Annotated in this window: 18 protein-coding genes and 1 pseudogene; 9 read left to right on the forward strand and 10 right to left on the reverse strand. The window is 72.3% G+C overall.

The features are described from left to right. Positions 1 to 61: 61 nt before the first annotated feature. Positions 62 to 2,707 carry an alpha-glucan family phosphorylase gene (glgP, locus tag N912_RS0138405; protein WP_028926594.1) on the reverse strand — a complete coding sequence of 882 codons (2,646 nt, stop codon included), beginning with the start codon at positions 2,705 to 2,707 and terminating at the stop codon, positions 62 to 64. A 191-nt stretch (positions 2,708 to 2,898) separates the two neighbouring features. On the opposite strand from glgP, the gene N912_RS0138410 reads away from it, so the two are divergent. Further along, positions 2,899 to 4,890 carry a maltotransferase domain-containing protein gene (locus tag N912_RS0138410; RefSeq protein WP_028926595.1) on the forward strand — a complete coding sequence of 664 codons (1,992 nt, stop codon included), beginning with the start codon at positions 2,899 to 2,901 and terminating at the stop codon, positions 4,888 to 4,890. A 24-nt stretch (positions 4,891 to 4,914) separates the two neighbouring features. Here the strand turns inward: N912_RS0138410 and N912_RS64090 are convergent, their stop codons facing one another. Beyond that, positions 4,915 to 5,508, reverse strand: coding sequence for a TetR/AcrR family transcriptional regulator (locus N912_RS64090; RefSeq protein ID WP_028926596.1), 594 nt, complete (start codon positions 5,506 to 5,508; stop codon positions 4,915 to 4,917). 105 nt (positions 5,509 to 5,613) lie between these two features. Continuing rightward, positions 5,614 to 5,970: an SPW repeat domain-containing protein gene (locus N912_RS0138420; protein ID WP_028926597.1), complete on the reverse strand. Its 357-nt coding sequence runs from the start codon at positions 5,968 to 5,970 to the stop codon at positions 5,614 to 5,616. 174 nt (positions 5,971 to 6,144) lie between these two features. Between N912_RS0138420 and N912_RS0138425 the strand changes: the two genes are divergently transcribed. Further along, positions 6,145 to 7,347, forward strand: coding sequence for a cysteine desulfurase-like protein (locus N912_RS0138425; RefSeq protein WP_028926598.1), 1,203 nt, complete (start codon positions 6,145 to 6,147; stop codon positions 7,345 to 7,347). 215 nt (positions 7,348 to 7,562) lie between these two features. Then, complete coding sequence (locus N912_RS0138430; RefSeq protein WP_028926599.1) at positions 7,563 to 8,075, forward strand: anthrone oxygenase family protein; 513 nt, start codon at positions 7,563 to 7,565, stop codon at positions 8,073 to 8,075. Here N912_RS0138430 and N912_RS0138435 read toward each other — a convergent pair. Continuing rightward, positions 8,072 to 10,108 (reverse strand): HelD family protein, encoded by a 2,037-nt coding sequence (locus N912_RS0138435; protein WP_028926600.1) that lies wholly within the window; start codon positions 10,106 to 10,108, stop codon positions 8,072 to 8,074. The genes N912_RS0138430 and N912_RS0138435 overlap by 4 nt on opposite strands. A 151-nt stretch (positions 10,109 to 10,259) precedes the next feature. Between N912_RS0138435 and treS the strand changes: the two genes are divergently transcribed. Genes treS through N912_RS0138450 form a run of 3 tightly spaced genes read left to right on the forward strand, consistent with a single transcriptional unit; the run spans position 10,260 to position 14,287 of the window. Continuing rightward, positions 10,260 to 12,029, forward strand: a complete 1,770-nt coding sequence (treS, locus tag N912_RS0138440) for a maltose alpha-D-glucosyltransferase (protein WP_028926601.1) — start codon at positions 10,260 to 10,262, stop codon at positions 12,027 to 12,029. Then, complete coding sequence (locus N912_RS0138445; protein ID WP_028926602.1) at positions 12,026 to 13,402, forward strand: maltokinase N-terminal cap-like domain-containing protein; 1,377 nt, start codon at positions 12,026 to 12,028, stop codon at positions 13,400 to 13,402. The genes treS and N912_RS0138445 overlap by 4 nt, the downstream gene beginning before the upstream one ends. Positions 13,403 to 13,462: 60 nt before the next feature. Further along, positions 13,463 to 14,287 carry a nucleotidyltransferase domain-containing protein gene (locus N912_RS0138450; protein ID WP_245645728.1) on the forward strand — a complete coding sequence of 275 codons (825 nt, stop codon included), beginning with the start codon at positions 13,463 to 13,465 and terminating at the stop codon, positions 14,285 to 14,287. Position 14,288: 1 nt separating this feature from the next. On the opposite strand, the gene N912_RS0138455 is transcribed toward N912_RS0138450, so the two are convergent. Next, the gene (locus tag N912_RS0138455; protein ID WP_028926604.1) at positions 14,289 to 15,128 is read right to left on the reverse strand and encodes an SWIM zinc finger family protein; all 840 of its coding nucleotides are present in this window, start codon (positions 15,126 to 15,128) and stop codon (positions 14,289 to 14,291) included. Beyond that, positions 15,121 to 18,246, reverse strand: a complete 3,126-nt coding sequence (locus N912_RS0138460; RefSeq protein WP_028926605.1) for a DEAD/DEAH box helicase — start codon at positions 18,244 to 18,246, stop codon at positions 15,121 to 15,123. Before N912_RS0138460 ends, N912_RS0138455 begins: the two co-directional genes overlap by 8 nt. 375 nt (positions 18,247 to 18,621) lie before the next feature. Here N912_RS0138460 and N912_RS64095 point away from each other — a divergent pair, with 375 nt between their 5' ends. Together N912_RS64095 and glgB are read left to right on the forward strand one after the other, a co-directional pair. Beyond that, complete coding sequence (locus tag N912_RS64095) at positions 18,622 to 18,762, forward strand: hypothetical protein (protein ID WP_156994295.1); 141 nt, start codon at positions 18,622 to 18,624, stop codon at positions 18,760 to 18,762. A gap of 63 nt (positions 18,763 to 18,825) precedes the next feature. Next, positions 18,826 to 21,045: a 1,4-alpha-glucan branching protein GlgB gene (gene glgB / locus N912_RS0138470; RefSeq protein ID WP_028926606.1), complete on the forward strand. Its 2,220-nt coding sequence runs from the start codon at positions 18,826 to 18,828 to the stop codon at positions 21,043 to 21,045. A 281-nt stretch (positions 21,046 to 21,326) separates the two neighbouring features. On the opposite strand, the pseudogene N912_RS66095 reads toward glgB, so the two are convergent. Further along, a pseudogene (locus N912_RS66095) lies at positions 21,327 to 22,205 on the reverse strand (glycosyltransferase family 87 protein); the annotation flags it as partial. Continuing rightward, positions 22,142 to 23,350 carry a glycosyltransferase family 87 protein gene (locus N912_RS0138490; RefSeq protein ID WP_156994296.1) on the reverse strand — a complete coding sequence of 403 codons (1,209 nt, stop codon included), beginning with the start codon at positions 23,348 to 23,350 and terminating at the stop codon, positions 22,142 to 22,144. The pseudogene N912_RS66095 and the gene N912_RS0138490, both read right to left, overlap by 64 nt. A 70-nt stretch (positions 23,351 to 23,420) precedes the next feature. Between N912_RS0138490 and N912_RS0138495 the strand changes: the two genes are divergently transcribed. Continuing rightward, positions 23,421 to 24,857: a neutral zinc metallopeptidase gene (locus tag N912_RS0138495; RefSeq protein WP_156994297.1), complete on the forward strand. Its 1,437-nt coding sequence runs from the start codon at positions 23,421 to 23,423 to the stop codon at positions 24,855 to 24,857. A gap of 18 nt (positions 24,858 to 24,875) precedes the next feature. On the opposite strand, the gene N912_RS0138500 is transcribed toward N912_RS0138495, so the two are convergent. Together N912_RS0138500 and N912_RS0138505 are read right to left on the reverse strand one after the other, a co-directional pair. Continuing rightward, positions 24,876 to 25,853 carry a tetratricopeptide repeat protein gene (locus N912_RS0138500; protein WP_028926610.1) on the reverse strand — a complete coding sequence of 326 codons (978 nt, stop codon included), beginning with the start codon at positions 25,851 to 25,853 and terminating at the stop codon, positions 24,876 to 24,878. A gap of 99 nt (positions 25,854 to 25,952) precedes the next feature. Next, positions 25,953 to 26,807 (reverse strand): SCO6745 family protein, encoded by an 855-nt coding sequence (locus tag N912_RS0138505; protein ID WP_028926611.1) that lies wholly within the window; start codon positions 26,805 to 26,807, stop codon positions 25,953 to 25,955. Positions 26,808 to 26,842: the final 35 nt, after the last annotated feature.

Below are 26,842 nucleotides of genomic sequence, written 5' to 3' on the forward strand. Positions count from 1 at the left end.
CTCCTCCCGGTCTCACTCACGAAGGAGTCGGAGCCGACCCGGCCGGTTTGACGTCGCGGCGTCAGCCGGCCACCACGATCTTTCCCAGCTCGGCGGCCGAGCTGAGCAGCTCGTGGCGGGGCAGCACCCGGACGGTGTAGCCGATCAGCCCGGCGTGCGGCAGCGGGACGACCGCCTCGAACCGGACGCCGTCGGCCTCGACGCCGCCGACGTGCGCCATCGGGGCGGTCACCGGGTCGTCCAGCTCGTCGGTGTCGTCCACCCGGCCGACCACCGCCTGCACCGTCACGTCGTCGGGCTTCAAACCAGCCAGCTCGACCGAGGCGCGCACCGTCAGCGGCGCGCCGACCACCGGGCTGTCCGGCACCCCGGAGGCGTCCACCCCGGTGATCCGTACCCGGGGCCAGGAGCCGTTGAGCCGGCGCCGGTACTCGGCCAGCCGGCGGGCGCCCGCGTAGTCACCCCCGCTGACCTCGGCCGCCGCGCGGGCCGCCGGCCGGTACCAGTCGAGCACGTACTCGCTGACCATCCGGGTGGCCTGCACCTGCGGGCGCAGCGTGGCCAGGGTGTGCCGGACCAGCTCCACCCAGCCGGTGGGCACCCCGTCGGCGTCGCGGCGGTAGAACGTCGGCGCCACCTGGGTGCCGAGCAGCTCGTACAGCGCGGCCGCCTCCAGGTCGTCGCGGCGGCTCGGGTCGCTGACGCCGTCGGCGGTCGGGATCGCCCACCCGTTGCGGCCGTCGTACAGCTCGTCCCACCAGCCGTCGCGCACCGACAGGTTCAGCCCGCCGTTCAATACCGCCTTCATCCCGGACGTGCCGCACGCCTCCAGCGGCCGCAGTGGGTTGTTCAGCCACACGTCGCAGCCCCAGTACAGGTAGCGGGCCATCGACATGTCGTAGTCGGGAAGGAACACGATCCGGTGCCGGACCTCGGGGTCGTCGGCGAACCGCACGATCTGCTGGATCAGCGCCTTGCCGCCGTCGTCGGCCGGGTGCGACTTGCCGGCCACCACCAACTGCACCGGGTGCTCGGGGTCGAGCAGTAAAGACCGCAGCCGGCCCGGGTCGCGCAGCATCAGGGTCAGCCGCTTGTACGTGGGCACCCGCCGGGCGAACCCGATGGTGAGCACGTCCGGGTCGAACACCGAGTCCGTCCAGCCCAGCTCCGGGGCCGAGGCACCGCGCTCCAGCCAGGCCGCCCGCACCCGCCGGCGCACCTCGTCCACCAGCCGCCCGCGCAGCTCGCCGCGCAGCCGCCACAGCTCCAGGTCGGACACCTCGGCCAGTGTTCTCGCCTCACTCGCCGGCGGGGCTTGATCAGCGCTCCCCACGGGCTCGCTTCCGTACCGGTGCGGGTCGCGCTGAGGCCGCGCGTCCGTCCCCTCCAACCCCGGCTCCCCGAGCAGCTCAGTGACCTCGCGCGACGCCCAGGTGTGCCCATGAACACCGTTCGTGACCGAACCGATCGGCACCTCGTCGGTGTCGAACCCACCCCACAGCCCGCCGAACATCTCCCGGGACACCTGCCCGTGCAGCCGGGACACCCCGTTCGCGCGCTGGGCCAGCCGCAGCCCCATGTGCGCCATGTTGAACATCCCCGGGTTGTCCTCCGCACCCAACGCGAGCACCCGGTCCAGCGGCACGTCCGTCAGCAGCGACTCGCCGCCGTCCTCACCGGGGCCGAAGTAGTACCGCACCAGGTCCACCGGGAACCGGTCGATGCCGGCCGGCACCGGCGTGTGCGTGGTGAACACGGTGCCGGCACGCACCGCCGCGACCGCCTCGTCGAAGTCCAGCCCGGACCCGGCGACCAGCTCGCGGATCCGCTCCAGGCCCAGGAAGCCGGCGTGCCCCTCGTTGGTGTGGAACACCTCGGGCGAGGGATGCCCGGTCAGTTCGCAGTAGGCCCGCACCGCCCGTACCCCGCCAACCCCGACCAGGATCTCCTGGCGGATCCGATGATCCTGGTCACCGCCGTACAGCCGGTCGGTGATCCCCCGAAGGTCGGGCTCGTTCTCCTCGATGTCCGAGTCCAGCAACAGCAGCGGCACCCGCCCGACCACCGCCTGCCAGACCCGGGCGTACAGCGTGCGCCCGGCCGGCATACCCACGGTGACCAGCACCGGAGCCCCGTCCGCCCCGGTGAGCAGCCGCAACGGCAGCCCCTGCGGGTCCAGCGCGGGGTAGTGCTCCTGCTGCCAGCCGTCCAGCGACAGCGACTGCCGGAAGTACCCGGACCGGTAGAGCAGCCCGACGCCGATCAGCGGCACGCCGAGGTCGGACGCGGCCTTGAGGTGGTCGCCGGCGAGCACACCCAGCCCGCCGGAGTAGTTCGGCAGCACCTCGCTGACGCCGAACTCCATGGAGAAGTACGCGATCGCCGCCGGCAGCTCCGCCTCGTTGCCCTGCTGGCGCTGGTACCAGCGCGGCTCGGTCAGGTAGGCGTGCAGGTCGGCGGCCTGGGTCCGCACCCGCTCCACCAGCTCGGCGTCGGCGGCCAGCTCGTCCAGCCGGTGGGTGGGCACCTCGCCGAGCAGCCGCACCGGATCCTCGGACGCGCGGTCCCACGCCGTCGGGTCGATGGCGGCGAACAGGTCCTGGGTCGGCGGGTGCCAACTCCAGCGAAGGTTCGCGGCCAGCTCCTGCAGCGGCGCGAGCGGCTCGGGCAGTTGGGCTCGGACCGTGAACCGGCGTAGTGCTCTCACGCCGCGACAGCGTACGTGAATCGATTGCGGGATCGGTCCAGCCGTGCACTGGGCGAAAAAGATCAGCTTAGGAGACCGCTCACCGAACGAACCGGGTCGGGAGGTGATGAGTCAAAGCCCTCCCTGGTGGATACTTCTAACCTGTCAGGCCGGGGGTGCTGAATCGAAGCAAGCTGGGGATGTGGTGCGCCGTGAGCGGACGGCTCGGGATCGACGAGGTGACCCCGGCGGTCGGCGGCGGCCGTCTTCCGAGCAAGGCCGTCGTCGGCGAGAGCATCCCGATCCGGGCCACCGTGTGGCGGGAGGGGCACGACGCGGTCGCGGCCACCGTGGTGTGGCGCAAGCTCGGCGCGAGCGGACCCGGCCGGCAGGTGCGGATGGACCCGGTCGGCATCGGCATCGACAGGTGGGCGGCGCGGGTGGTGGCGGACTCCCCCGGGCTGTGGACGTTCCGGGTGGACGCCTGGGGCGACCCGTGGAGCACCTGGAAGCACAACATCCGCGCCAAGGTGGACGCCGGGCAGCGGCCCGACGAGCTGGCCAACGACTTCGAGACCGGCGCGCTGCTGGTCGAGCGGGTGGCCCGCCGCCCCGGCGAGCGGCTCAACCGCGACCTGCTGTTCGGCGCCGCCACCGCGCTGCGCGACGCCGTGCGCAGCCTCCCGGAACGGCTCGCGCCCGCGCTGTCCGAACCGGTGGACACGATCATGACCGAGCGGCCGGTGCGCGACCTGCTCACCCGGGGGCGGGTGCACCAGGTCTGGGTCGACCGCCGGCGCGCGCTGTACGGCTCCTGGTACGAGATGTTCCCCCGGTCCACCGGCGGGCGTGACGAGACCGGCCGCGCGGTGCACGGCACGTTCGTCACCGCGTCCAAGGACCTCGACCGGATCGCGTCGATGGGCTTCGACGTGGTGTACCTGCCGCCGATCCACCCGATCGGCGAGGTCAACCGCAAGGGCCCGAACACGCCCGCGTTCCCCGGCGGGAACCCTCGGCCGGAACCGGGCGTGGTGGGCTCGCCGTGGGCGATCGGCTCCAAGGAGGGCGGCCACGACGCCATCCACCCGGAGCTGGGCGACCTCGACGAGTTCGACGACTTCGTGCGCCGCGCCCACGAGCTGGGCATGGAGGTCGCGCTGGACCTGGCCCTGCAGTGCGCGCCCGACCACCCGTGGGTGAGCGCGCACCCGGAGTGGTTCGTCAAGCGCCCGGACGGCTCGATCGCCTACGCGGAGAACCCGCCGAAGAAGTACCAGGACATCTACCCGGTCAACTTCGACGAGGACCCGGACGGCCTGTACGCGGAGGTGCTGCGGGTCTGCACGCACTGGATCGAGCACGGCGTGCGGATCTTCCGGGTGGACAACCCGCACACCAAGCCGCCGAACTTCTGGCACTGGCTGATCTGGAAGATCAAGTCTGACTACCCGGACGTGATCTTCCTGTCCGAGGCGTTCACCCGGCCGGCACGGCTCTACGGGCTGGCGAAGCTGGGCTTCACCCAGTCGTACACGTACTTCACCTGGCGCACCGGCAAGGACGAGCTGGTCGAGTTCGCCGCCGAGCACGCCGGCCGGGCCGACGAGTGCCGGCCCAACCTGTTCGTGAACACGCCCGACATCCTGCACGCCTCGCTGCAGCACGGCGGCCGCGGCATGTTCGCGCTGCGCGCCGCGCTGGCCGCCACCCTCTCCCCGTCCTGGGGGATGTACTCGGGCTACGAGCTGTTCGAGCACCAGGCCGTCCGCCCGGGCAGCGAGGAGTACCTGGACTCGGAGAAGTACCAGCTGCGCCCGCGCGACTTCGACGCCGCGCTGCACACCGGCAACTCGCTGGCCCCCTGGATCACCCGGCTCAACGAGATCCGCGCCGCGCACCCGGCCCTGCAGCAGCTGCGCGAGCTGCACTTCCACTACGTGGACGACGACGCGCTGCTGGCGTACTCCAAGATCGACCCGGTCACCGGGGACACGGTGATCTGCGTGGTCACCCTGGACCCCGGCGCCGCCCGCCAGGGCACCGTCTGGCTCGACCTGCCCGCCCTCGGCCTGAACTGGGGCGACACGTTCGGCGTGCACGACGAGGTGACCGGCGAGGGCTACACCTGGGGCCAGTCCAACTTCGTCCGCCTCGAACCCTGGCGCGCCGTCTGTCACATTTTCGCTGTTCACACCCCGTGAGTGGTTAGGGCCGCTAGAGCGGCCCTAACCACTCACGGGTGCTGACCTGCGCAAACCGGTGGCCAGGAGGGTGGCGACGAGGGGGAGGTCGTGTTCGGTGCCGCCGAGGCGGGCGGTGTTGAGGGCCAGGGTGACGGTGCCTGTCCAGGCCAGGGCGGCGGCGTGGCGGCTTTCCTGGTCGGCGAGGTCGGGGGCGGCCAGGGTGATCACCTGGGTGGCGAACTCGACGAGCTCGGAGTGGAAGTTGTGCATGCAGCGGGCCACCTCGGGGTGGGTGTCGGCCTCGCGCCAGAGGATGGTGCGGACCAGGGTGGACCGCTGCTGGGACGCGGTGATCCGCTCTGCCAGCCGCAGCAGTGAGCCGGCCACGTCGCCGGGCACCACGACCTCGGCGGGGTCGTGCGGCACGGCCGGCGGCATCCGCTCCGCGAACAGGGCGGTGAGCAGGTCGATCTTGCGCGCGAAGTGGTAGAAGAGCAGGCCCTTGGGCACCTTCGCGGCCTTGGCCACGCGCGCGGTCGGGGTGGCGTCGAAGCCGTGATGGGCGAACAGCTCCTCGGCGGCGTCCAGGATGCGTTCCCGGGTGGCCTCGCCAGGGGCCAGCGCGCTGTCCGCCATGTCGCCTCCCTCATTCCGCCCGCGCGCGAGACGGCTCACCGCGCGCGGCGACGCCCGGAGACGCTACCGCCTCCGGGCGCCGGTTGAACTCGTCCGACGGGTTGGTCAGTGGCCAACCGCCGCCTGGTGTGCCTTGGTGCTCTCCGGCACCGCCAGCAGCCCGAGGACCACGGCGATCGCGCCGACCACCCATGCGGTCCAGGACGCCGCCAGGTGCGTGCCGAAGAAGCCGAGCACCCATGGCGAGATGAACAGCAACACACCGAGCCCGGCGTGTACGTACTCCGAGCTCACCGCGCCGGGCTGGGCCAGCGACCACAACGACGCGAGCACCAGCAACACACCGAACACGATCAACGTGAGTGCGGCGGTGCGACCGGTCATGGTCCAGATCGGGGACAGCACGGCGTACAGGCCCGCCACCCCGACTACCCAGTCCTGCCACCGCGTCCAAGTCTTCATAACCGATGCCTCCCCGTGAGCACGAGAACCAGAACTGACACCACCGAAGCTATGCCTGACTGACCGCCCGGTCAAGACCTCGTGAGCTAACAGACAAGTCACGGCGAGGATGCCGTTTCCCCAGCTCACAGCCGTAACCCAGCGGACGGCACGAGCCCGTGGTACGCAGAGGCCATGGGGTATGACGTTGCGGCGGTTCGCACGCGGTTCCCGGCACTGGCCGAGGGGGCCGCGCACTTCGACGGGCCCGGGGGCTCGCAGGTGCCGGACGCGGTGGGTGAAGCGGTGGCGCGGACGTTGACGTCCGGGATCTCCAACCGGGGGCAGAACACGGTGTCCGAGCGCCGGGCCGACGGCATCGTGCGCGACGCCCGCGCGGCCATGGCCGACCTGCTCGGCGCCGACGCGGGCGGGATCGTGTTCGGGCGGAGCATGACGCAGCTGACCTACGACTTCTCCCGCGCGCTGGCCAAGGGCTGGTCGGCGGGCGACGAGGTGGTGGTCAGCCGGCTCGACCACGACGCCAACGTGCGGCCGTGGGTCCAGGCGGCCGCCGCCGCGGGCGCGACCGTCAGGTGGGCGGAGTTCGACAGGGACACCAGCGAGCTGAGCGTGGCCGACGTCGAACGCGCGCTGTCGAAGCGGACCAAGCTGGTCGCGGTGACCGGCGCGTCCAACCTGCTCGGCACCCGGCCCGACCTGCGCGCGATCGCGGACGCCGTCCACAACGCCGGCGCGCTGCTCTACGTCGACGGCGTGCACCTGACCGCCCACGCCCCCATCGACGTCACCGCGATCACGGCGGACTTCTACGCCTGCTCGCCGTACAAGTTCCTCGGCCCGCACTGCGGGGTGCTGGCCGCCGCCCCGGCCACGCTGGACCAGCTGCGCCCGGACAAGCTGCTGCCGTCCACCGACGTCGTCCCGGAGCGGTTCGAGCTGGGCACGCTGCCCTACGAGCTGATGGCCGGCACCACCGCCGCGGTGGACTTCCTCTCCGAGCTCGCCCCCGGCGACGCGCGCGGCCGCCGCGAGAAGCTCGTGACCAGCCTGACCGCCGTGGAGGAGCACGAGAACGAGCTCCGCGACGTCACCGAGAAGGCACTCGCCGCCATGGACGCCGTCACGCTGTACGGGCACGCGCGCGAGCGGACCCCGACGCTGCTGTTCTCCATCGCCGCCCACGACTCGGCCGGCGTGGCGCGCGCGCTCGCGCAAGAAGGCGTGAACGCCCCGGCGGGCAGCTTCTACGCGCTGGAACCGTCCCGCTGGATCGGGCTCGGCGACGCCGGCGCGGTGCGGGTCGGCATGGCGCCCTACACCGACTCCTCGGACGTCGAGCGCCTGCTCGCCGCCGTCGAACGGATCGCTACCTAGAAGAGCATCGCGTATGTGCCTGAGCCGCCCGAAGATTCACTTCGCGACGGCCGGAGCCCGAGACTGTGGGTGTTGCTCAGAGGGTTGTTCACGAATCGCCTCCGGCGATCACACCGCCTGATCCAGGCACTCGGACGAGCCTTCGGCCCGCCCTCGCGCCAGGAGCGTGAACAACCCTCTGCCGGTGTTGATCACCTCACCCAAGGAGCTCCACGATGAGCACACTGCGCACGCTGTCATTGCTGGTCGCAACGGTCTCGATGGCGCTGGGCGCCGGCGTGTTCGCGGACTGGTCACACACGATCATGAGAGGGCTCGGGCGCACCGACGACCGCACCTTCGTCACCGCCTTCCAACAGCTCGACACGGCGATCCTGAACGGCTGGTTCATCGGCTTCAGCTTCATCGGGGCGCTGGTGTTCGGGACCATCGCGGCGATCCTGAACGCGCGGACGCCGGCGCTGTGGTGGATCGTCCTCGCGCTGGTCCTGCACCTGGTGGTGGTCGTGCTGACCATTTCGATCAACGTGCCGATGAACGACGCGCTCAAGGCCGCCGGCGACCCGAACCACATCCCCGACCTGGCCGCCGTTCGCGCCGCGTTCGACGAGGCCAAGTGGCGCGCCTGGAACCTGGTGCGCACCGTGCTCGACGTCGCCGCGTTCGTGTCACTGGCCTGGGCGCTGGTGCTGCACGGCCGCGCCACCGGCGCCCCGACCGGCCTTTAGGGCGAACGCCAGCCGTCCGTGCTGGTCAGGACCGTCAACCGCTGGGTGGCCCTGGTCAGCGCCACGTACAGCGCCCGCCGGCCGGTGGACGACTCCGCGATCAGCTCGGACGGCTCGACCAACAGCACGGCGTCGTACTCCAGGCCCTTGGCGGCCAGGCTGCCGGCGACCCGCAGCCGCTCCCCCGCCTCCTCCGCCTCGGCCGCCAGCCAGCCGGACACCTCGTCCGACCGGGACATCGTGGTGATCACCCCGACGGTGCCCTCCACCTCGGCGAGCAGCTCGGACACCGCCGCCACGGCCTCCGGGCGCAACGACGACGGGGTCACCGAGCGCACCGACGGCGAGAAGCCCGTGGAACGGACCGGCTTGGGCAGCTCGGCGGCGGACACCTCGTCGCGGACCACCGAGGCGGCCAGCTCGAAGATCTCCGCCGAGTTGCGGTAGTTCGTGGTGAGCTGGAACGAACGGCGCGCCTTGACCCGGCCCAGCGCGGACTCGCGCGCCTGGGCGGCCTCGTCGGAGTGCGGCCACGAGCTCTGCACCGGATCGCCGACGATCGTCCAGCTCGCGTACTGGCCCCGGCGCCCGAGCATGCGCCACTGCATCGGCGAGAGGTCCTGGGCCTCGTCCACGATGAGGTGGCCGTAGAAGAACTCCTTGCCCCGGCGGTTCTTCTGCCCCGGCTCGCCGGCCAGCACCCGCAGCTCGTCCAGCAGCGCCACGTCCGCCACCGACCAGTCCGGCTCCTCGGCGTCCGGAGCCCGGCGCCACGACCCCGCCAACTCGTCCACCTGACCCGATGACAACCACCGCCCGGCCACCGACGCCAACTTCTCCGGGTCGCCCAGCCAGGACAGCACGTCGGTCGGCGCGAGCACCGGCCACCACTCGTCCAGGAACGCGTCGAACTCCGACCGGTCGCGCAGCTCGGAGACCAGCGCATCGCGCGCGAACCCCAAGTCAGTCGCCGAGCGCCACAGCGCGTCCAACAACGCCGCGCCGGCCTCCCGCCGAGCCCGGTTCGGCGCCAGCCGCCCCTTGTGCACCGCGCGCCGTACCGAGGACAGCTCGGAGGAGGACAGCCGCAGCACCTGCCCCCGGTAGACCAGCCGCAGCTCGGTCGGGGCGCCCGGCGGGTCGAGCCCCAGCGCGGCCTTGAGCAGCCGGCGCATCCGTCCGGAGCCCTTCAGCTCGGCCAGCGCGGGCGGGTCCATCCGGGTCGCGCTCGCCCCGTCCAGCACCTCGCCCAGCGCGCGCAGCTCCACCGCGTCCTCGCCCAGCGACGGCAGCACCCGCGAGATGTACTCCATGAACACCGGCGACGGCCCGATCACCAGGACCCCGCCGGAGAGCCGGCGGCGGTCGGAGTAGAGCAGGTACGCCGCCCGGTGCAGCGCCACCGCCGTCTTGCCGGTACCCGGACCACCGGTGATCTCGGTGATCCCGCCGGCCGGGGCACGCACAGCCTCGTCCTGCTCGCGCTGGATGGTGGCCACGATGTCGCGCATGACCGGCCCGCGCGCCCGAGACAGGTCGGCCATCAGCGAGCCCTCGCCGACCACCGGCATGTCCTCCGGCGCGGCGTCGGGCATCAACAGGTCGTCGGAGATGTCGGTGACCCGCTGGCCGAACCCTCGGATGGTCCGCCTGCGGACCACGTCCATGGGCGCCTCGGGGGTGGCCCGGTAGAACGCGGCCGCCGCCGGCGCCCGCCAGTCGATCACCAGCGGCTCGAAGTCGGGGTCGCGCACGCCGAGGCGGCCCACGTACTGGGCGGCCCCGTCGGTCTTGTCCAGCCGGCCGAACACCAGCCCCTCGTGCTCGGTCTCCAGCTCGCGCAGCATCCGGCTGGCCTGGTAGACCATCACGTCCCGCTCGAACAGCGCGCCGGGGTGCCGTTCCTGGCCCCGCCGGTAGCCGGCCGAGCGCAGCTCCAGCGCCTCCTTGCGCAGCTCGGCGAGCCGGGCGTAGACCCGGTCCACGTGGCGCTGCTCCGCCGCCATCTCGCGCTGTCTGCTCGAATCCCGCATCGACCCTCTGATTCCGCGCCGGAAGGAGACACTCTAGAGGGCGGCCGGCGCGAGATCCGCCACCCCGCTTTGACGCAACCTCGGCGGGGCCGGTACCACTTGCACCAGTTCCATAACGAGACCCCGCTACCACTAGGAATCGCGCGCACTCATGTCGATCGACACGCACCGGACCGATCCCCCCGCCCCAGACCTAGGCGAGCTGACCGAGCCCAGCGCGGAGGACTATCGGCATGCCCGACCGCTGCCGCTGGAGCCTGACTGGTTCAAGCGCGCGGTGTTCTACGAAGTGCTGGTCAGAGCCTTCTACGACTCCAGCCGGGACGGCACCGGCGACCTGCGCGGGCTCACCGAGAAGCTGGACTACCTGTCCTGGCTGGGCGTGGACTGCCTGTGGTTGCCCCCGTTCTACGACTCACCGCTGCGCGACGGCGGGTACGACATCCGCGACTTCCGGGCGGTGCTGCCCGAGTTCGGAACGGTCGAGGACTTCGTCGTGTTCCTGGACGAGGCGCACAAACGGGGAATTCGGGTGATCACCGATCTGGTGATGAACCACACGTCCGACCAGCACCCCTGGTTCGAGGAGTCGCGGCGGGATCCGGACGGCTTCTACGGTGACTTCTATGTGTGGTCCGACGACGACTCGCGCTACCCGGACGTGCGGATCATCTTCGTGGACACCGAGACGTCCAACTGGACCTACGACCCGGTGCGCGGGCAGTTCTACTGGCACCGGTTCTTCACCCACCAGCCGGACCTGAACTACGACAACCCGGCCGTCCAGGAGGCCATGCTGGACGTGCTGCGGTTCTGGCTGGACCTGGGCATCGACGGGTTCCGGCTGGACGCGGTGCCCTACCTGTACGAGCGCGACGACACCAACTGCGAGAACCTGCCGGAGAGCCACGCCTTCCTGCAGCGCTGCCGCAAGGTGATGGACGACGAGTACCCGGGCCGGGTCATGCTCGCCGAGGCCAACCAGTGGCCCACCGACGTGGTGGAGTACTTCGGCGACGCCGAGGTGGGCGGCGACGAGTGCCACATGGCGTTCCACTTCCCGCTGATGCCGCGCATCTTCATGGCCGTGCGCAGGGAGAACCGGTTCCCGATCTCGGAGATCCTGGCCCAGACGCCGGCCATCCCGTCGGGCTGCCAGTGGGGCATCTTCCTGCGCAACCACGACGAGCTGACCCTGGAGATGGTCACCGACGAAGAGCGCGACTACATGTACTCGGAGTACGCCAAGGACCCGAGGATGAAGGCCAACATCGGCATCCGCCGCCGGCTGGCCCCGCTGCTGGACAACGACCGCAACCAGCTCGAACTGTTCACCGCGTTGCTGCTTTCGCTGCCCGGGTCACCCGTTTTGTACTACGGTGACGAGATCGGCATGGGCGACAACATCTGGCTCGGGGATCGGGACGCGGTGCGTAGCCCCATGCAGTGGACCCCGGACCGCAACGCCGGCTTCTCCAGCTGCGACCCCGGGCGACTGTACCTGCCGGTGATCATGGACCCGCTGTACGGCTACCAGACGGTGAACGTGGAGGCGCAGATCAACTCCTCCACCTCGCTGCTGCACTGGACCCGGCGGATGATCGACGTGCGCAAGCGCCACGCCGCGTTCGGGCTGGGCGAGTTCCACGAGCTGGGCGGCTCCAACCCGGCGGTGCTGTCCTACGTGCGCGAGATTGGCGGCGCCGAGCACGGGCATACCGACACCGTGCTGTGCGTGAACAACATGAGCCGGTTCCCGCAGCCGGTGGAGCTGGACCTGTCGCTGTGGAAGGGCTGCTCGCTGCACGAGCTGACCGGCGGCGTGCCGTTCCCGCCGATCGGCGAGCTGCCGTACCTGCTCACCCTGCCCGGCCACGGCTTCTACTGGTTTTCCATCCACGCCCCGGAGGAGGCCAGATGACCAACCTGCTCGACCATCTGAATACCTGGTTGCCCCGGCAACGATGGTTCGCCGGGAAGGGCCGCTCGATCGCCGGGCTGACCGTGGCGCAGTCGGTCACCCTGCGCACCGGGGAGCCGGGCGCGGACCTGATGGTGCTGGCGGTCGAGCTGGACGGTGGTGGCACGGAGTACTACCAGGTGCTGGTCGGGCGGCGGGGGCGGCTGCCGGTCGAGCTGGAGCACGTGGCGATCGGCGCGGTGGACGGGCAGGTGGCCTACGACGGCATCTGGGACCCGGAGCTGTCCTCCGGGCTGCTGGACGCGCTGGCCGCCGGCGACGGCAGGGACTGGCTGCGGTTCGTGCCCGAGCCGGGCGCGGAGATCCCCACCGGGCTGTCCGGCCGGGTGCTCGGGGTGGAACAGAGCAACACCTCGGTGGCGTACGGCGACGAGGTGCTGCTCAAGCTGTTCCGCCGGCTCGCCCCCGGCATCAACCCGGACCTGGAGCTGCACCGCGCGCTGCGCGAGCGGGACAGCAAAGAGGTGGCCGGGCTGCGCGCGGCCATCGAGGGCACGCTGCGCGGCGAGCCGACGGTGTTCGGGCTGCTGCAGGACTACGCGGCGAACTCCGCCGACGGCTGGTCGATGGCGTTGATCAGCATCCGGGACCTGTTCGCCGAGGCCGACCTGCGCGCCGACGAGGTGGGCGGCGACTTCTCCGGCGAGGCGTTCCGGCTGGGCCAGACCGTGGCGATACTGCACGCCGAGCTGGCCGGCGTACTCGGCGTCACCACGGTGACGCCGGAGTCGCTGCGCGCGGACATGCACGCCCAGCTGGACGTGGCGCTGGCCGAGGTCGCCGAGCTTGCCGAGCTGACCGGTCCGCTGCGCGCGGCGTTCGACGAGGTCGGCAGGCTGCCCGAGCCGGTGCCCGCGCAGCGGATCCACGGCGACCTGCACCTCGGCCAGACGCTGCGCACGCCCACCGGGTGGCTGCTGATCGACTTCGAGGGCGAGCCGGAGCGGCCGCTGACCGAGCGCCGCAAGCCCAACCCGGCGCTGCGGGACGTGGCCGGAATGCTCCGCTCGTTCGACTACGCCGCCTACCACCAGCTCTCCGAGTGGGGCGAGTGGGCGTACCCGTCGGAGGACGCCGAGCCGGAGGGCCAACTGGCCTGGCGGGCCGAGGAGTGGGCCGGCCGCAACCGGAACGCGTTCTGCGACGGCTACGCCGACACGACCGGCTCCGACCCCCGCGAGTCGGCCCTGCTGCTGCGCGCGCTGGAGCTGGACAAGGCCGTCTACGAGACCGTCTACGAGACCCGCAACCGCCCGAGCTGGCTGCCCGTCCCGCTCCGCTCGCTGCGCCGCCTGCTCACCCCGGGCACGTAAAGCGACTGCGGCCGCCGGCGAACCCTGACACCCTTTCGCCGGAGGCGAGGTGGGGGTGTCATGACGGTTTCCGAGGACGTGCGTTCCGAGCGGCTGGGCCCGATGGTGACGCTGATGCCCGACAGCCCGGCCCAGCGGATCGCGGACGACGGCATGATGCTGCGCGTCCTGGTCGGCTCGGGCGTGCACGGGACGGCCATCGACGGGCAGGACGACCGCGACGAGATGGGCATCTGCGTCGAGCCGCCGCACACGGTCATCGGCTCGCACCGGTTCGAGCACTACACGTTCCGGACCCAGCCCGAGGGCGTCTGCTCCGGTCCGGGTGACCTGGACCTGGTGGTGTACGGGCTGCGCAAGTTCGCCCGCCTGGCCGCGCGCGGCAACCCGACGGTGCTGCTGCCGCTGTTCGTCGGCGAGCAGCACGTCTGCTACGCCAACGACTTCGGCCGCGAGCTGCGCGAGCGCGCCGGCCTGTTCGTCTCCAGGTACGCCGGCGCCCGGTTCCGGGGCTACCTGCACTCCCAGCGCCAGGGGCTGCTCGGCCTGCGCTCCGGCGGCTCCCGCAACCAGGGCCGGGCCGACATCCGCGCCCGCTACGGTTTCGACACGAAGTTCGCCATGCACATGGTCCGGCTGGGCCTGCAGGGCGTCGAGCTGCTCCGGACCGGCTCGATCACGCTGCCCACGCCCGAGCCGGACCTCACGTGGCTGCGGGCGCTGCGCCGGGGCGAGCACACCAAGGACGAGGCGCTGGCGCGCGCCGAGGAGCTGGAGCGGGAGATCGAGGCGCTGATGGAGTCCTCGCCGCTGCCCGACCGTCCCGACCAGCGGGCGATCGACGGCTGGCTGGAGAGCGTGCACCGCAGGTACTGGGGTTGGTAGCTCAACGGTCGTCGAGGGCGTCGTCGAGGGCACGGTAGGCCGGGCGGAGCAGCTCGGCCAGCGGGCGGCCGCGCACGGTGACGCCGACCGGGGGCAGCTGGTCGAGCAGGGCGTCCACCGGGGCGGCCGTTCCGACCAGCGGCGGCAGGTCTCCGGACAGCCGGAAGTACCTGTCCAGGCAGTCGGACAGCGGGGGCGCGCCGGCGTCCGGGGACGGTTGCGGCTCGGCGCCCGGTGCGCTGTCGCCTCGGCGGGCGCGGATGTTGTCCAGCAGCGTGTCCCGGTCGCGGCCGCGCAGGGCGAGCACGGCGAACGGGTCGGCGTCGAAGGACTCGGCGAGCAGGTAGAGCACGGCGGCCAGGTGCTTGCACGGCACCTCGTGGTCCGGGCAGCTGCAGTCCATGCTCAGCTCGCGCGGGCTGGCCGGGAACAGCGCGAGGTCGACCGAGCTGAACACCTCCTCGATGTCCGTCGGCATCTCCCCGGCCAGCAGCTTCGCCGCGTACCACGCGCTGTCCGCCATGGCCTGCTCGACGCGCCCCCACTCCAGCTTGCCGAACGTGGTGATCCCGACCCTGACCTGGTACGGGCGGGGGCGGCTGCCCTGGACCTGGGCCTGCACGGACCCCGGGGAGGCGGTCAGCGAGATCACCTGGCCGGCGCGCGCGTAGGACCGACCCCTACTGAGCCGCCCGCCAACGCCGATCGACTCCAACCCCTGCAGGAACCGGGCCGACCACCAGGTCTGCGCGATCTCCCCGCGCTTGCTGCGCGCCTTGATCCCGCCCTCCACCGGCCTCGGCCGGGCGGGCTGGCGGTCGCGCCACCAGGGCTCAGTCATCTACGGCTTCCGCTCCCAGCTCGAACAGCTCGCGCAGCTCGCGGGTGGACAGCTCGGTGAGCCAGCCCTCGCCGTCGCTGATCACCAGCTCGGCGAGCTCCTTCTTGCTCTCGATCATCTGGTCGATCCGCTCCTCCAGGGTGCCGGCGCAGACGAACTTGCGGACCTGCACGTTGCGCCGCTGCCCGATCCGGAACGCCCGGTCGGTGGCCTGGTTCTCCACCGCCGGGTTCCACCACCTGTCCAGGTGGATCACGTGGTTCGCGGCGGTCAGGGTGAGCCCGGTGCCGCCGGCCTTGAGCGACAGCAGGAAGATCGACGGCCCGCCGTCGGCCTGGAAGCGCTGGACCATCTCGTCGCGCCGCGCGCGGGAGGTGCCGCCGTGCAGGTAGAGCACCTCGGTGTCGAACCGGGCGGACAGGTGCGGCACCAGCATCTCGGCGAACTCGGTGAACTGGGTGAAGCACAGCACCTTGTCGCCCTCGGCCAGGATCTCGTCCAGCACCTCCTCCAGCCGGATCACCTTCCCGGAGCGCCGCCCGATCGGCGAGCCGTCGTGCAGCAGCTGCGCCGGGTGGTTGCAGACCTGCTTGAGCTTGGCCATCGCGGCCAGCACGTTGCCGCGCCGCTCGATCCCGTCCGCGCCCTCGATCTTCTCCATCATGTCGTCCACGACCGTCCGGTACAGCGAGGCCTGCTCGCTGGTCAGCCGGTAGTCCTGGATGATCTCGATCTTCTCCGGCAGGTCCTGGATGATGTCCTTGTCGGTCTTGAGCCGGCGCAGCAGGTACGGCCGGGTGATCAGGCGCAGCCGCTGGGCCGCCTCGGTGTCGCCGTGGCGCTCCACCGGCACCGCGTACCGATGCCGAAACTTCTCGCTGGTCCCCAGCACGCCCGGGTTCAAGAAGTCCATCACCGACCACAGCTCGGACAGCCGGTTCTCCATCGGCGTGCCGGTCAGCGCGATCCGGTGCTCGGCCCGCAGCCGCCGCACCGCCTTCGCCGCCTGCGACAAGCTGTTCTTCACCAACTGCGCCTCGTCCAACACCACCCGCCGCCACGAGTACCCGCCGAGCTCGTCAACGTCCCTGGTCACCGTCCCATACGTGGTGACAACCAGATCCGCCCCCGCAACCCGCTCCCGCAGCTCGTCCCCATGCGCCCGCGAACCACCGTGATGCGCATACACCCGCAACGAAGGCGCAAACTTCGCCGCCTCCCGCACCCAGTTCCCCACCAACGAGACCGGGCACACCAGCAAGCTCGCGTGGGTGTCCCCAAGGCGCGCGTCCGCGCTCGTAACCGCCCGCGAGTCGGGGATTTCGTCAGGGTGAGTCGCGGATTTTGTCAGCCCTCGCTCCCGCGCCTCCAGCGCGAGCAACTGCACGGTCTTGCCCAACCCCATGTCGTCGGCCAGGCACGCCCCCAGCCCGAGCGAGGACAGGAACGCCAGCCAGGACAGCCCGCGCCGCTGGTACGGACGCAACGCGGCCCGGAAGTCCTCGGGCGGGTCCACCGCCGTGACGCTCCGCTCGGCGGTGCCGGAGAGCAGCTCGCCCAGCCAGCCGTCCACGTCCAGCGAGGTGATCGGCAGCGGCGTCTCGTGGTCGGCCTGGTTGGTGGCGATGGCGAGCAGCTCGCCCGCGGTGGCCGCCCCGGACGGCGCCGTGCGCAGGAACTCCAGCCCGCGCCGCAGCCGCTCCGGGTCGACGGCCACCCACTTGCCGCGCAGCCGCACCAACGGCGCCTTGGTCGCGACCAGCTCGGCGATCTCGTCCTCGGTGAGCACCTCGTCGCCGACCGCCAGCCGCCAGTCGAACCGGCCGAGCGCCTCGCGGTTGAGCCCGCTGGCGGTCACCACGCCGTCCACCGGGGTGCTGGTCGCCGACACCGCCAGCCCGAGCCGCCCCGTCGACCCCCACCAGGACGGCAGCAGCACGCCGAACCCGGCCTGGTCCAGCCGGGCGGCCGCGCCGGACAGGAACCGATAGGCGCCCTCGGTGTCCAGCACCAGTTCGCTGGGGCGGGCGCCGCGCAGCGCGCCGGCCAGCTCGGGGTACACCACGCTGGCCCTGGCCAGCTCGGCGAGCAGCACCTCCTGCGGCCGTTCGATCCAGCGGCTCAGCCCGCCCGGCTCGCGCCACACCTGGTCGGCCGGGACCAGCAGGCTCGGGTCGGCCACCGACCGCAACAGGAACTCCAGCCGCCAGACGGTGTCCGGGGCGTCCGGGTCCGGGTTCGCCGGGTCGTCCAGCGGCTGCTCCTCGGTCAGCCGGAAGGTGGCCCGGGCCGGGCCGGCCGGTTCGTCGTCCAGCTCGTCCCAGGGCGCGAGCGCGTCACGCAGCTCGGCGACCTCGCCGGGCTCGGCATCGAATCCGCCGTCACCCGAGGTCAGCGCAGCCAGCCAGGAGTCGACCACGCCAGCACCCGAGCGACCGGGCACCAAGCGCACCGGGGCGTCCGCCCGCCCGAACCTGTCCCGCACCGCCGCGTCCACCAGCACGTCCAGCGCGTCCTCCACCAGCCCGGTGGGGTCCTGCCCGTCCAGGCCGGTGAGCGCGGCCATCCCCGGCGGGCCAGCCTGCTCGGACCGCACCACCGGCGGCATCGCCGCGATCATGGCGTGCAGCGCCACCGCGTCCGGCCCGGCCAGCACCGGCCGCCAGACCGCGCGCGTCCCGGACTCCGTCGTCCGCACCCCCGGGACGACCCGGCCGCGCCCGGCCAGGTCGGCGGCGAACTCCGCGAGCGCGCGCAGGTACACGACGGAGGTGCCGTAGCGGACCTCGTCCACCGGGTCGTCCAGCTCGGCGGGGTCGACCGCGACCACCGGGACCGACCAGGCCAGCAGCGTGGGCTCGGCCCGCCGCGCCGGCCGCGCGGACATCCGGATCAGCTCGGGCGAGTCCAGCGGTCCGGACCGGGCCGAGGGCAGCAGCAGGGTGGCCAGGCCGGGCTTGCCGGGGTGGATGGCGGCCAGCTGGTCGGCGGGCAGCGCGAACGGATGCGGACGCGCCGAGCGCAACGCCGAGCTGGGGCTGCGCGCCGGGCGGTCGCCGTCCTCCGCCCACAGCAACAGCTCACGCCCTCGTGACCACAGCGCGTGAACGGCTAACAACGGCGGCCCCTTCGTTCGCGGGTCACCAGCAGGCTACCCAGCGGAGACGACGGGACGGCGGGCGGCATCCGGCCGCCGGCAGAACACTCATCACACAGAATCCTCAATAATAACATATGTCACATTTTGTCAGAAATGGTTCAGAAAATGATGAAGCGCAACTTGATCATCCCGCTCAGATGAATTCAAAGAATACGAGAAATGCGGCAGCACCTGCCGTCCATAACGTTATCCGGGCTGCCAGATTCCGCGCGTGAACGACGTCGACGCGGTTCCGGTTATAGGCCATCCCGTGGCCCACGGCCTGGGCTTCATGATGTTGTTGCTCGTGGTGTTCACCGACTCCTCGTCACCGTGGCACACGAGGGTGGCCACATGGCGATGGCGATAGTCACCTTTCGCGGCCACTCCGGCTTCGAGCTCTCGCGTGCCTGGTGGCCGGTGGCCGGTGGCCGCATCCTGCTCGGCGGATGGCTCTTTGTTACGGTGCGTCACCGTATTTCGCACAGCGCGTGATCCACCATCGCGCAGTACGGCTCCAGCACCGGTGCGGGGCGGTGGATCACTAGGCTCTGGGGGGTGTCGTCCGACCTGACCACGCTGCCCGCGAGCCCGCCGAGCGCCGCCGACACCGAGCGGCTGATCAACGGCGAGCACCACGACCCGCACTCCGTGCTGGGCAGCCACCCGAGCGGCGACGGGACGGTGATCCGCGCGCTGCGCCCGAACGCCGACTCCGTGTCCGTACGCTTCGGCGAGCAGGTGTACGAGCTGCGCCGGGTGCACCAGGCCGGGCTGTTCTCCGCGCTGGTGCCGCACAAGCCGGCCGACTACCGGCTGGACGTGCGCTACGGCGAGCACACCGAGCGCACCGACGACCCGTACCGCTGGCTGCCCACCCTCGGCGAGGTGGACCTGCACCTGATCGGCGAGGGCCGGCACGAGCGGCTCTGGGACGTGCTCGGCGCGCACCCGCGTTCCTACGACACCCCCGGCGGCGCCGTCGACGGGACGAGCTTCGCGGTGTGGGCGCCGACCGCGCGCGGGGTACGGGTGGCCGGGGACTTCGACGGCTGGAACGGACGCGGGCAGCCGATGCGGTCGCTCGGCGGCTCCGGGGTGTGGGAGGTGTTCCTGCCCGGCGTCGGCCCCGGCGCCCGGTACAAGTTCCGGATCCTGGGCGCGGACGGGCGCTGGCGGGAGAAGGCGGACCCGATGGCGTTCGCCGCCGAGGTGCCGCCGGCCACCGCGTCCGTGGTCACCACGTCGGACTACGCCTGGGGCGACGCGGAGTGGGTCGCGCGCCGGGACGCGTCCGCGCCGGTCAACGAGCCGATGAGCGTCTACGAGGTGCACCTGGGCTCGTGGCGGGCCGGGCTGAACTACCGGGAGGCCGCGCGCGAGCTCGTCGAGTACCTGAACGAGACCGGGTTCACCCACGTCGAGCTGCTACCGGTCGCCGAGCACCCGTTCGGCGGCTCCTGGGGCTACCAGGTCAGCTCGTACTACGCCCCGACCGCCCGGTTCGGCGCGCCCGACGACTTCCGCTACCTGGTGGACACGCTGCACCAGGCCGGCTACGGCGTGATCATCGACTGGGTGCCGGCGCACTTCCCGAAGGACGAGTGGGCGCTGGCCCGGTTCGACGGCACGCCGCTGTACGAACACCCCGACCCGAGGCGCGGTGAGCAGCGGGACTGGGGCACGCTCGTGTTCGACTTCGGCCGGCGCGAGGTGCGCAACTTCCTGGTGGCCAACGCGCTGTACTGGCTGGAGGAGTTCCACATCGACGGGCTGCGGGTGGACGCCGTGGCCAGCATGCTCTACCTGGACTACTCCCGCGAGCACGGCCAGTGGGAGCCGAACGTCTACGGCGGCCGGGAGAACTTGGAGGCGGTGTCGTTCCTGCAGGAGATGAACGCGACCGTCTACCGGGCGCACCCCGGGGTGGTGACCATCGCCGAGGAGTCCACCTCGTGGCCGGGGGTGACCAGGCCGACGCACCTGGGCGGGCTCGGGTTCGGGTTCAAGTGGAACATGGGCTGGATGCACGACACGCTGCACTACGTCGGCAAGGACCCGATCCACCGCGGCTACCACCACAACGAGATGACGTTCTCCATGGTGTACGCGTACACCGAGAACTTCGTGCTGCCGCTCTCCCACGACGAGGTGGTGCACGGCAAGGGCTCGCTGTGGGGGCGGATGCCCGGCGACGACTGGAACAAGGCGGCCAACCTGCGCGCGCTGCTGGCGTACATGTGGGCGCACCCGGGCAAGCAGCTGCTGTTCATGGGCGGTGAGCTGGGCCAGCCCGGCGAGTGGTCGGAGGGCCGCTCGCTGGACTGGGGGGTGCTCGGCGATCCGTTGCATGCCGGGGTCCAGCGGCTGGTCGGCGACCTGAACCGGGCTTACCGGGGCCAGCCCGCGCTGTACAGCATGGACAACTCGCCGGACGGGTTCTCCTGGATCGACGCCAACGACGCCGCCGGCAACGTGTTCTCGTTCCTGCGCCACGGCTCGGACGGCTCGACGCTGGCCTGCGTGGCCAACTTCGCCGGGGTGCCGCACGAGGACTACCGGGTGGGGCTGCCGTTCGCCGGCCGGTGGCGCGAGGTGGTGAACACCGACGCCGAGATCTACGGCGGCTCCGGGGTGGGCAACCTGGGCGCGGTGGTGGCCAGCTCGTCGCCGTGGCACGGCCGGCCCGCCTCGGCGGTGCTGCGGGTGCCGCCGGCGGGGGTGCTCTGGCTGGTCGGGGACCGGTCCGAAGAGAACGCGAGCAGCGCCACCCAGTAGGCGAGCAGCACCGCGCAGTACAGCGAGCGCCCGATGATCGCGCCCGCCGTATGCGGGTCGGCCATCCAGAGGTTGCCCCAGGCCACCGGGATGACCGGCAGCACCAGCAGCGGCACCGCCTGGTGCCAGCGCCCTGCCCGCAGCAGGATCAGCGCGCCCGGCCAGAGCATCACCATGTAGTTCAGCCAGGCGATCGGGGCGGCGAGCAGGCAGCCGGCGGCCACCGCGAAGATCGCCGCGTCTTCCGGCCCGACCGTCGTCCCGGGGCGTGCCGACGGCGCGGCGCGCCGGACCCACCACAGCGACCCGGCCACCACCAGCACGGTGACCAGCCAGCCGATCGCCCCGGGGCCGCCGAGGCGGGCGACCACGCCGGGCAGCGAGGCGTTGGCGTCGAACTCGGGGGCCGGCGTGGAGCTGGCCAGCCGGAGCCAGTCCAGCGCGCTCGACGGACCGGCGGCGAGCACCCCGACCAGGCTGAACCCCGCCGCCGACCCGACGCCCGTCCACAGCGCGGGCCACCGCCGTGCCGAGGGTCGTTCCGCTGACGCTCCTCTCCGCTGCATGAGCGGGATCAACAGCACCGGCGCGAGCGACGGCTTCAACGCCACCACCGCCCCGAGCAGCACCGCCGAGAGCTGCTCGCGGCCGCGCCGCTGGACCAGCCAGGCCGCGGTCAGCCCGGCCAGCAGCAGCCCGTAGATCTGCCCCAACATCAACGTGCCGTGCAGCGGCGAGCACGCCCACATGGCGACCAGCCCGAACGCCGTCGCCCACGCCCCCAGCCGAAGCTCGCGCGCCACCGCCAGCACCGACCAGCTCACCACCACCACGGTGAGCGCGGTGAACACCCAGTAGCTGGGCATCACCGACAGCACGCCCAGCGGCGCCAGCAGCAGGGACAGGAACGGCGGGTTCAGGTTCGGCAGCACCGAGCCGGTCCGGTAGGTGTCGGTGCCGTGCAGCAGCGCCACCGTGGAGCGCCAGAACGTCTCGAAGTCGACGTGACCGGTGGGGTCGGGGTTCGCCACGCCGCCCACCAGCACGCCCGGGTAACGGGTGAACAGCCAGGCCGTCGTGCCCAGCGCGAGGGCGGTTACAGCGATCGAGACGGCTCCGGCCACCGACCCTCGGACGCGGGAACTGACGAACGACGACACTCAGAGACGGTAACCGGGCGCGGCTTCGGCACGTCGGCCGGGCCGAACGTCAGTACCGCCCAGTAGGTCAGCAGCATGCCGCAGTACAGCGACATGCCCAGCAGGCCGAGGGTGTCCGTGCCGAGCAGCGACGACCACTCGATGCCGACCAGCGGCAGGGTCATCAGCGGCAGCGCGGCGGTGAGCCGGCCCCTGGCCAGCAGCAGGGGCACCGTGGGCGCCAGCAGCACCAGGTAGTTGTTCCAGGCGATCGGGGCGAGCAGCAGCGCGGCGGCCGTGATCGACCAGACCGCCATCTCGCGGCGGCGCCTTGCGCGGTACAGCGTGATCACCATGAGCACCGAGGCCACCGCGTAGCCCGGCCAGGTGGGCAGGCCGAACCGCACGGCCAGGCAGGCCAGCGAGTCGTTGTCCAGGAAGCCGTCCGGGCGCACCGCGTGCAGCACCCCGAACCACTCCACCGTCGCGTCCCAGCCCGCGCCCAGCACGCCGAGCCCGGTGGCCGCCAGCGCCGTCGTGACCGCCGCTCCCACCGTGTCCCATCGGTATCGAAGCGCCGGCCAGGCCAGCAGCGGCAGCAGCGAGGGCTTGAGCGCGATGGCCAGCCCTACCGCGACCCCGGCCAGTACCGTCCGGCCCCGCCGTTGTGCCAGCCAGGCCGCCGTAATCGCGGCCGTCAGCAGCCCGTACACCTGCCCCAGCGCGAGCGTGCCGTGCAGCGGCGAGGACGCCAACAGCGCGCCCACCGCGACCATGGCCCACCCGGGCCGCAGCCGCACCCGCTCCGCCACCGCGATCACGCTGCCCACGATCAGCACCAGGTTGAGCAGCGCGAACAGGTGGTAAGCGGCCAGCGGCTGGAGCCAGGCCAGCGGCAGCATCAGGATGGCCAGCAGCGGCGGGTTGAGGTTGACCGCCGTCGTGCCGGTCAGGTAGAGGTCGGCGCCCTCGCGCAGCGCCACCGTGGACTGCCAGAACGACTCGAAGTCGACGTGCCAGTACATGTCCGTGGACGCCAGCCGGGCGAAGTTCCCGCTGCCGAACCGCACGTACAGCCAGCAGGCAAGCACCAGGCCGGCGACGGCCAGCACCACCGCGAAGCCGTCGCGCAAGCCCGGGAGCAGGCGCCGCGCGAACACAATCACCCGGGGAAGGTAGCCAATCGGTTGATCCAAAACGCGGATGGCCACCGCGTTCTGGAGCACAATGACCGCCGTGGGTAACCGGGCTCGCACCGCGGCGGTACGGGTGGCCGTCGCGCTGCTCGCCGTCGCCGCGCTGGTGCTCACCGGCTGTGGTCACACCGGCTGGGGTCGGCCGGGGCAGCCGCTCGATGGGGTCGGATCTTCGCCGTCGGCGGGTCGGGGTGGCCCGTCCGACGCCGTGCCGGTGCCACCGGCCGCCGTCCAGGGCGGCACCGGTACCTCGTCGGATCGGTTGGCCGCCACCGTGGTGGCCGGCGTGGAGGGGTACTGGCGCGAGCGGTTCCCCGTCGAGTTCGGCCGGCGCTGGGTGAACATCCATGGTTTCCACGCGGTGGACCCGAAGGACGCCGCCACCCCGGTGCCGTGTGTGCGGCGCGCGCTGGATTTGGCCGAGCAGGCCGCGTACTGCCCCCGGCTGGACACCGTCGCCTGGGACCGCACCGGGCTGCTGCCCCGGCTGCGTGAGGAGTACGGCGACGGCGCGGTGCTGGTCGCGCTCGCGCACGAGATCGGCCATGCGGTGCAGGACCGGCTGGACATCGACGTGGGCTACCAGGTCCGCGAGCCGGACCGCTTCCCGACGATCCTGCTGGAGGGGATGGCCGACTGCTTCGCGGGCGTGGTGGTGCGCGCCGCCGTCGACGGCGGGGTGGCCGGGGTCCGGCTGGCGCCGGCGGAGTTGGATCGGTCGCTGTCGGCGCTGCTGAGCTTCCGGGATCCGGTGGGCATGACGGCCGGGGGCAACGCGCACGGCGACGCGTTCGATCGGGCGTCGGCGTTCCTGGACGGTTATGGCGACGGCGATGGCGCGCGCCGCTGCGCCACCATGAGCGTGCGCACCCAGACGTTCACCCAGCGCGGCTTCAGCTCGGCCAGCGACGCGGCCACCGGCGGCACCCTGCCGGTGGCCGAGCTGCTGGAGGCGATGGTCCCGGACGCGCGGGCGTGGTTCGGGCGGCTGGTGAGCGATCGCGGGCGTCCGTGGCGGGCGCCGGACCTCGCGGTGGGCTCGGCGGGGTGTTCGGGCGCCGCGGGCGTGCAGGGGCCGGTGCGGTACTGCGCGAAGGACGGCACGCTCAGCGCGTCGGTCGACCAACTGGCCGCCGTGCACTACGCGCGCGGTGACTACGCCGGCGGCGAGCTGGTGGCCAGCCGGTACGCGCTCGCCGCGGTGGGGGCGCTGGGCCGGCCGGTGCGCGGCGCCGAGGCCGGGCGCACCGCCGTCTGCCTGACCGGGGCGTACACCCGCGCGCTGTTCGACAGGGGCGCGGGCACCGGGTTCGGGCTCTCCCCCGGCGACATCGACGAGGCGGTGGACGAGCTCATCAACCAGGACCTCGCCGCCCGGGACGCCGCCGGCCGGGCGCCGGAGGGCGACCTCGGTTTCCGGCGCATCGAGCAGTTCCGCGCCGGCGCTCTCGGCGGGCCGGCGGGGTGCGGTGTGTAGACGCTTTCTAGAACGCTTCTAGAACAGCGCCCTGGCGAGCGCGCGGCGGGCCGCGATCACCCGGCCGTCGTCCGAGGCGAACAGCGCGAACAGCCCCACCAGGTGTTCGCGCACCCGGTCGCGGTCGTCGCCGCCGGTGCGCCCGACCGTCGCCACCAGCCGGGCGAACGCCGCCTCGACGTTGTCGGTGGCGACCTCCGCGTCGGCGGCCTCGAGCTGCGCGGCCACGTCGTCGGGCGCGGCGTCCGCGCGGGCCACCGCCGACGGGTCCGCCCGCTCGGCCCTGGCCAGGAACCTGACCTGCGCGAGCGCGGCGGCGGCCTGTTCGTTCGCCGGCTCGACGGCCAGGATCCGCTCGTACGCGGCCTCGGCGGCGTCGTAGTCACCGCGCTCCAGCGCGGCCTCCGCCTCGGTGAACCGGGGGTCCTCGGGCGGCTCCTCGGCGCCCGCTCCCTCCGCACCGCCCGCGCCACCGGCCTCGGCGGCCTTGATCCCCGGAAGCTTGTCCCGGAACGCCTTGACCAGCGCTTCGATCCACTGGCGGACCTGCGGCTCGGGCTGTGCGCCGCTGAACGCCTCCACCGGCTGGCCGCCGGCGAGCGCGATCACCGTCGGCACCGACTGCACGCCGAAGGCCTGGGCGATCCTCGGGTTGGCGTCAATATCGATCTTGGCGAGCACCCAGGTGCCGCCGCCCTGCTCGGCCAGGCGCTCGAGCACCGGGGAGAGCTGCTTGCACGGCCCGCACCAGGTGGCCCACAGGTCGACCACCACCGGCACCTGCAGCGAGCGCTCCAGGACCTCGGCCTGGAAGGTCTGTTCGGTGACGTCGACAACCCAGCGGGAACCGGAGCCGCCCTCGGGCGCCTGAGCCGCGCCGTTCGCCGAGCCACCCTGCTGGGCACCGGCCGGGGCGCCGGCGGAGGCGCTGCGCGCGGCGTCGGCACGCGCCCGGAGCGCGGAAAGATCCACCGCCCCGGCCATCGCCGAGGTCATCGCCGCCTTCTGTCGCGGATTAGGTCGAGACACCCTTCCATCCTGACACGCTCGGACGCGGGCCGCCGCAACTGCCCGCCCTCGATCTCAGCCGCCCCGTCACACCAGGGTCCGCAGCCCCATCGGGTTGTCCTGGAGGAAACCGCCGTTGTCCACGATCACCTCGACCAGCGACCCGGCCAGCTCGACCAACCGGTCGCACCGCTCCTCCCCGAGCGCCGCCCAGGACGGTGCCGCGCCTCGGTCGGTCCGCTCCTCGACCCAGGAGCGCAGCGCCGCCCCGTCGCCGGTCAGCGTCCCGTCCGGGTTCAACAGCCCCCGCCGCTCCAACCGCCCGCACGCCTGCGCCCACTCCTGCTCGGACCAACCCCGCGCGCCCCGCAGCCGCTCCGGCACCGCCCGGCCGTCGGCCGCGAACGCGACCAGCGCCTCGCACGGGTCGAGCCCGCCGCTGACCAGCGCGGCCACGTGACCGTCACCGCGCGACTCACGCAGCAGCGTCTGGGCGTGCCACAACACCAGGTGCGGCCGGTCCGGCCAGTCCAGCGGGGCGTTCGCGGCGGCCAGCGGCCGGCCCGCGGTGGGCGCGGCCAGCGCCGCCTCGCGCGCCAGCTCGGCCGCCTCCGCGATCTCGGCGGACTCGACGGCGTCGCCGAGCAACCGGCGCAACGCCGCGTCCACGCTGCGCGCCCGCGCCGCCAGGAAGTCGGCCGGTGCCGCCGCCTCCCATGCCGCCGGGATCGCCCTGCCGACCCGATCCGGGTGGAAGTTGTAGAACGTGGCCGTCACCAGCTCGGCCGGTGCCGCGCCCAGCGGGGCCGCGCGCAGCCCGAAGTAGCTCATCCAGCCGCCCTTGCACCCGAGCGCATCGGTGGCCTGCTTCGACTCCGGCGCGAAGTAGGTGACGGCGTGGTAGGGCTCCAGCGCCTGCCACATCAGCCGCGCCCGCCGCATCGTCTGGTCGTCCGTCGCCGGGCGACCGCTTTGGT

It is taken from the genome of Actinospineispora acaciae DSM 45401, assembly GCF_000620785.1.
Classification (GTDB): Bacteria; Actinomycetota; Actinomycetes; order Mycobacteriales; family Pseudonocardiaceae; genus Pseudonocardia; species Pseudonocardia acaciae.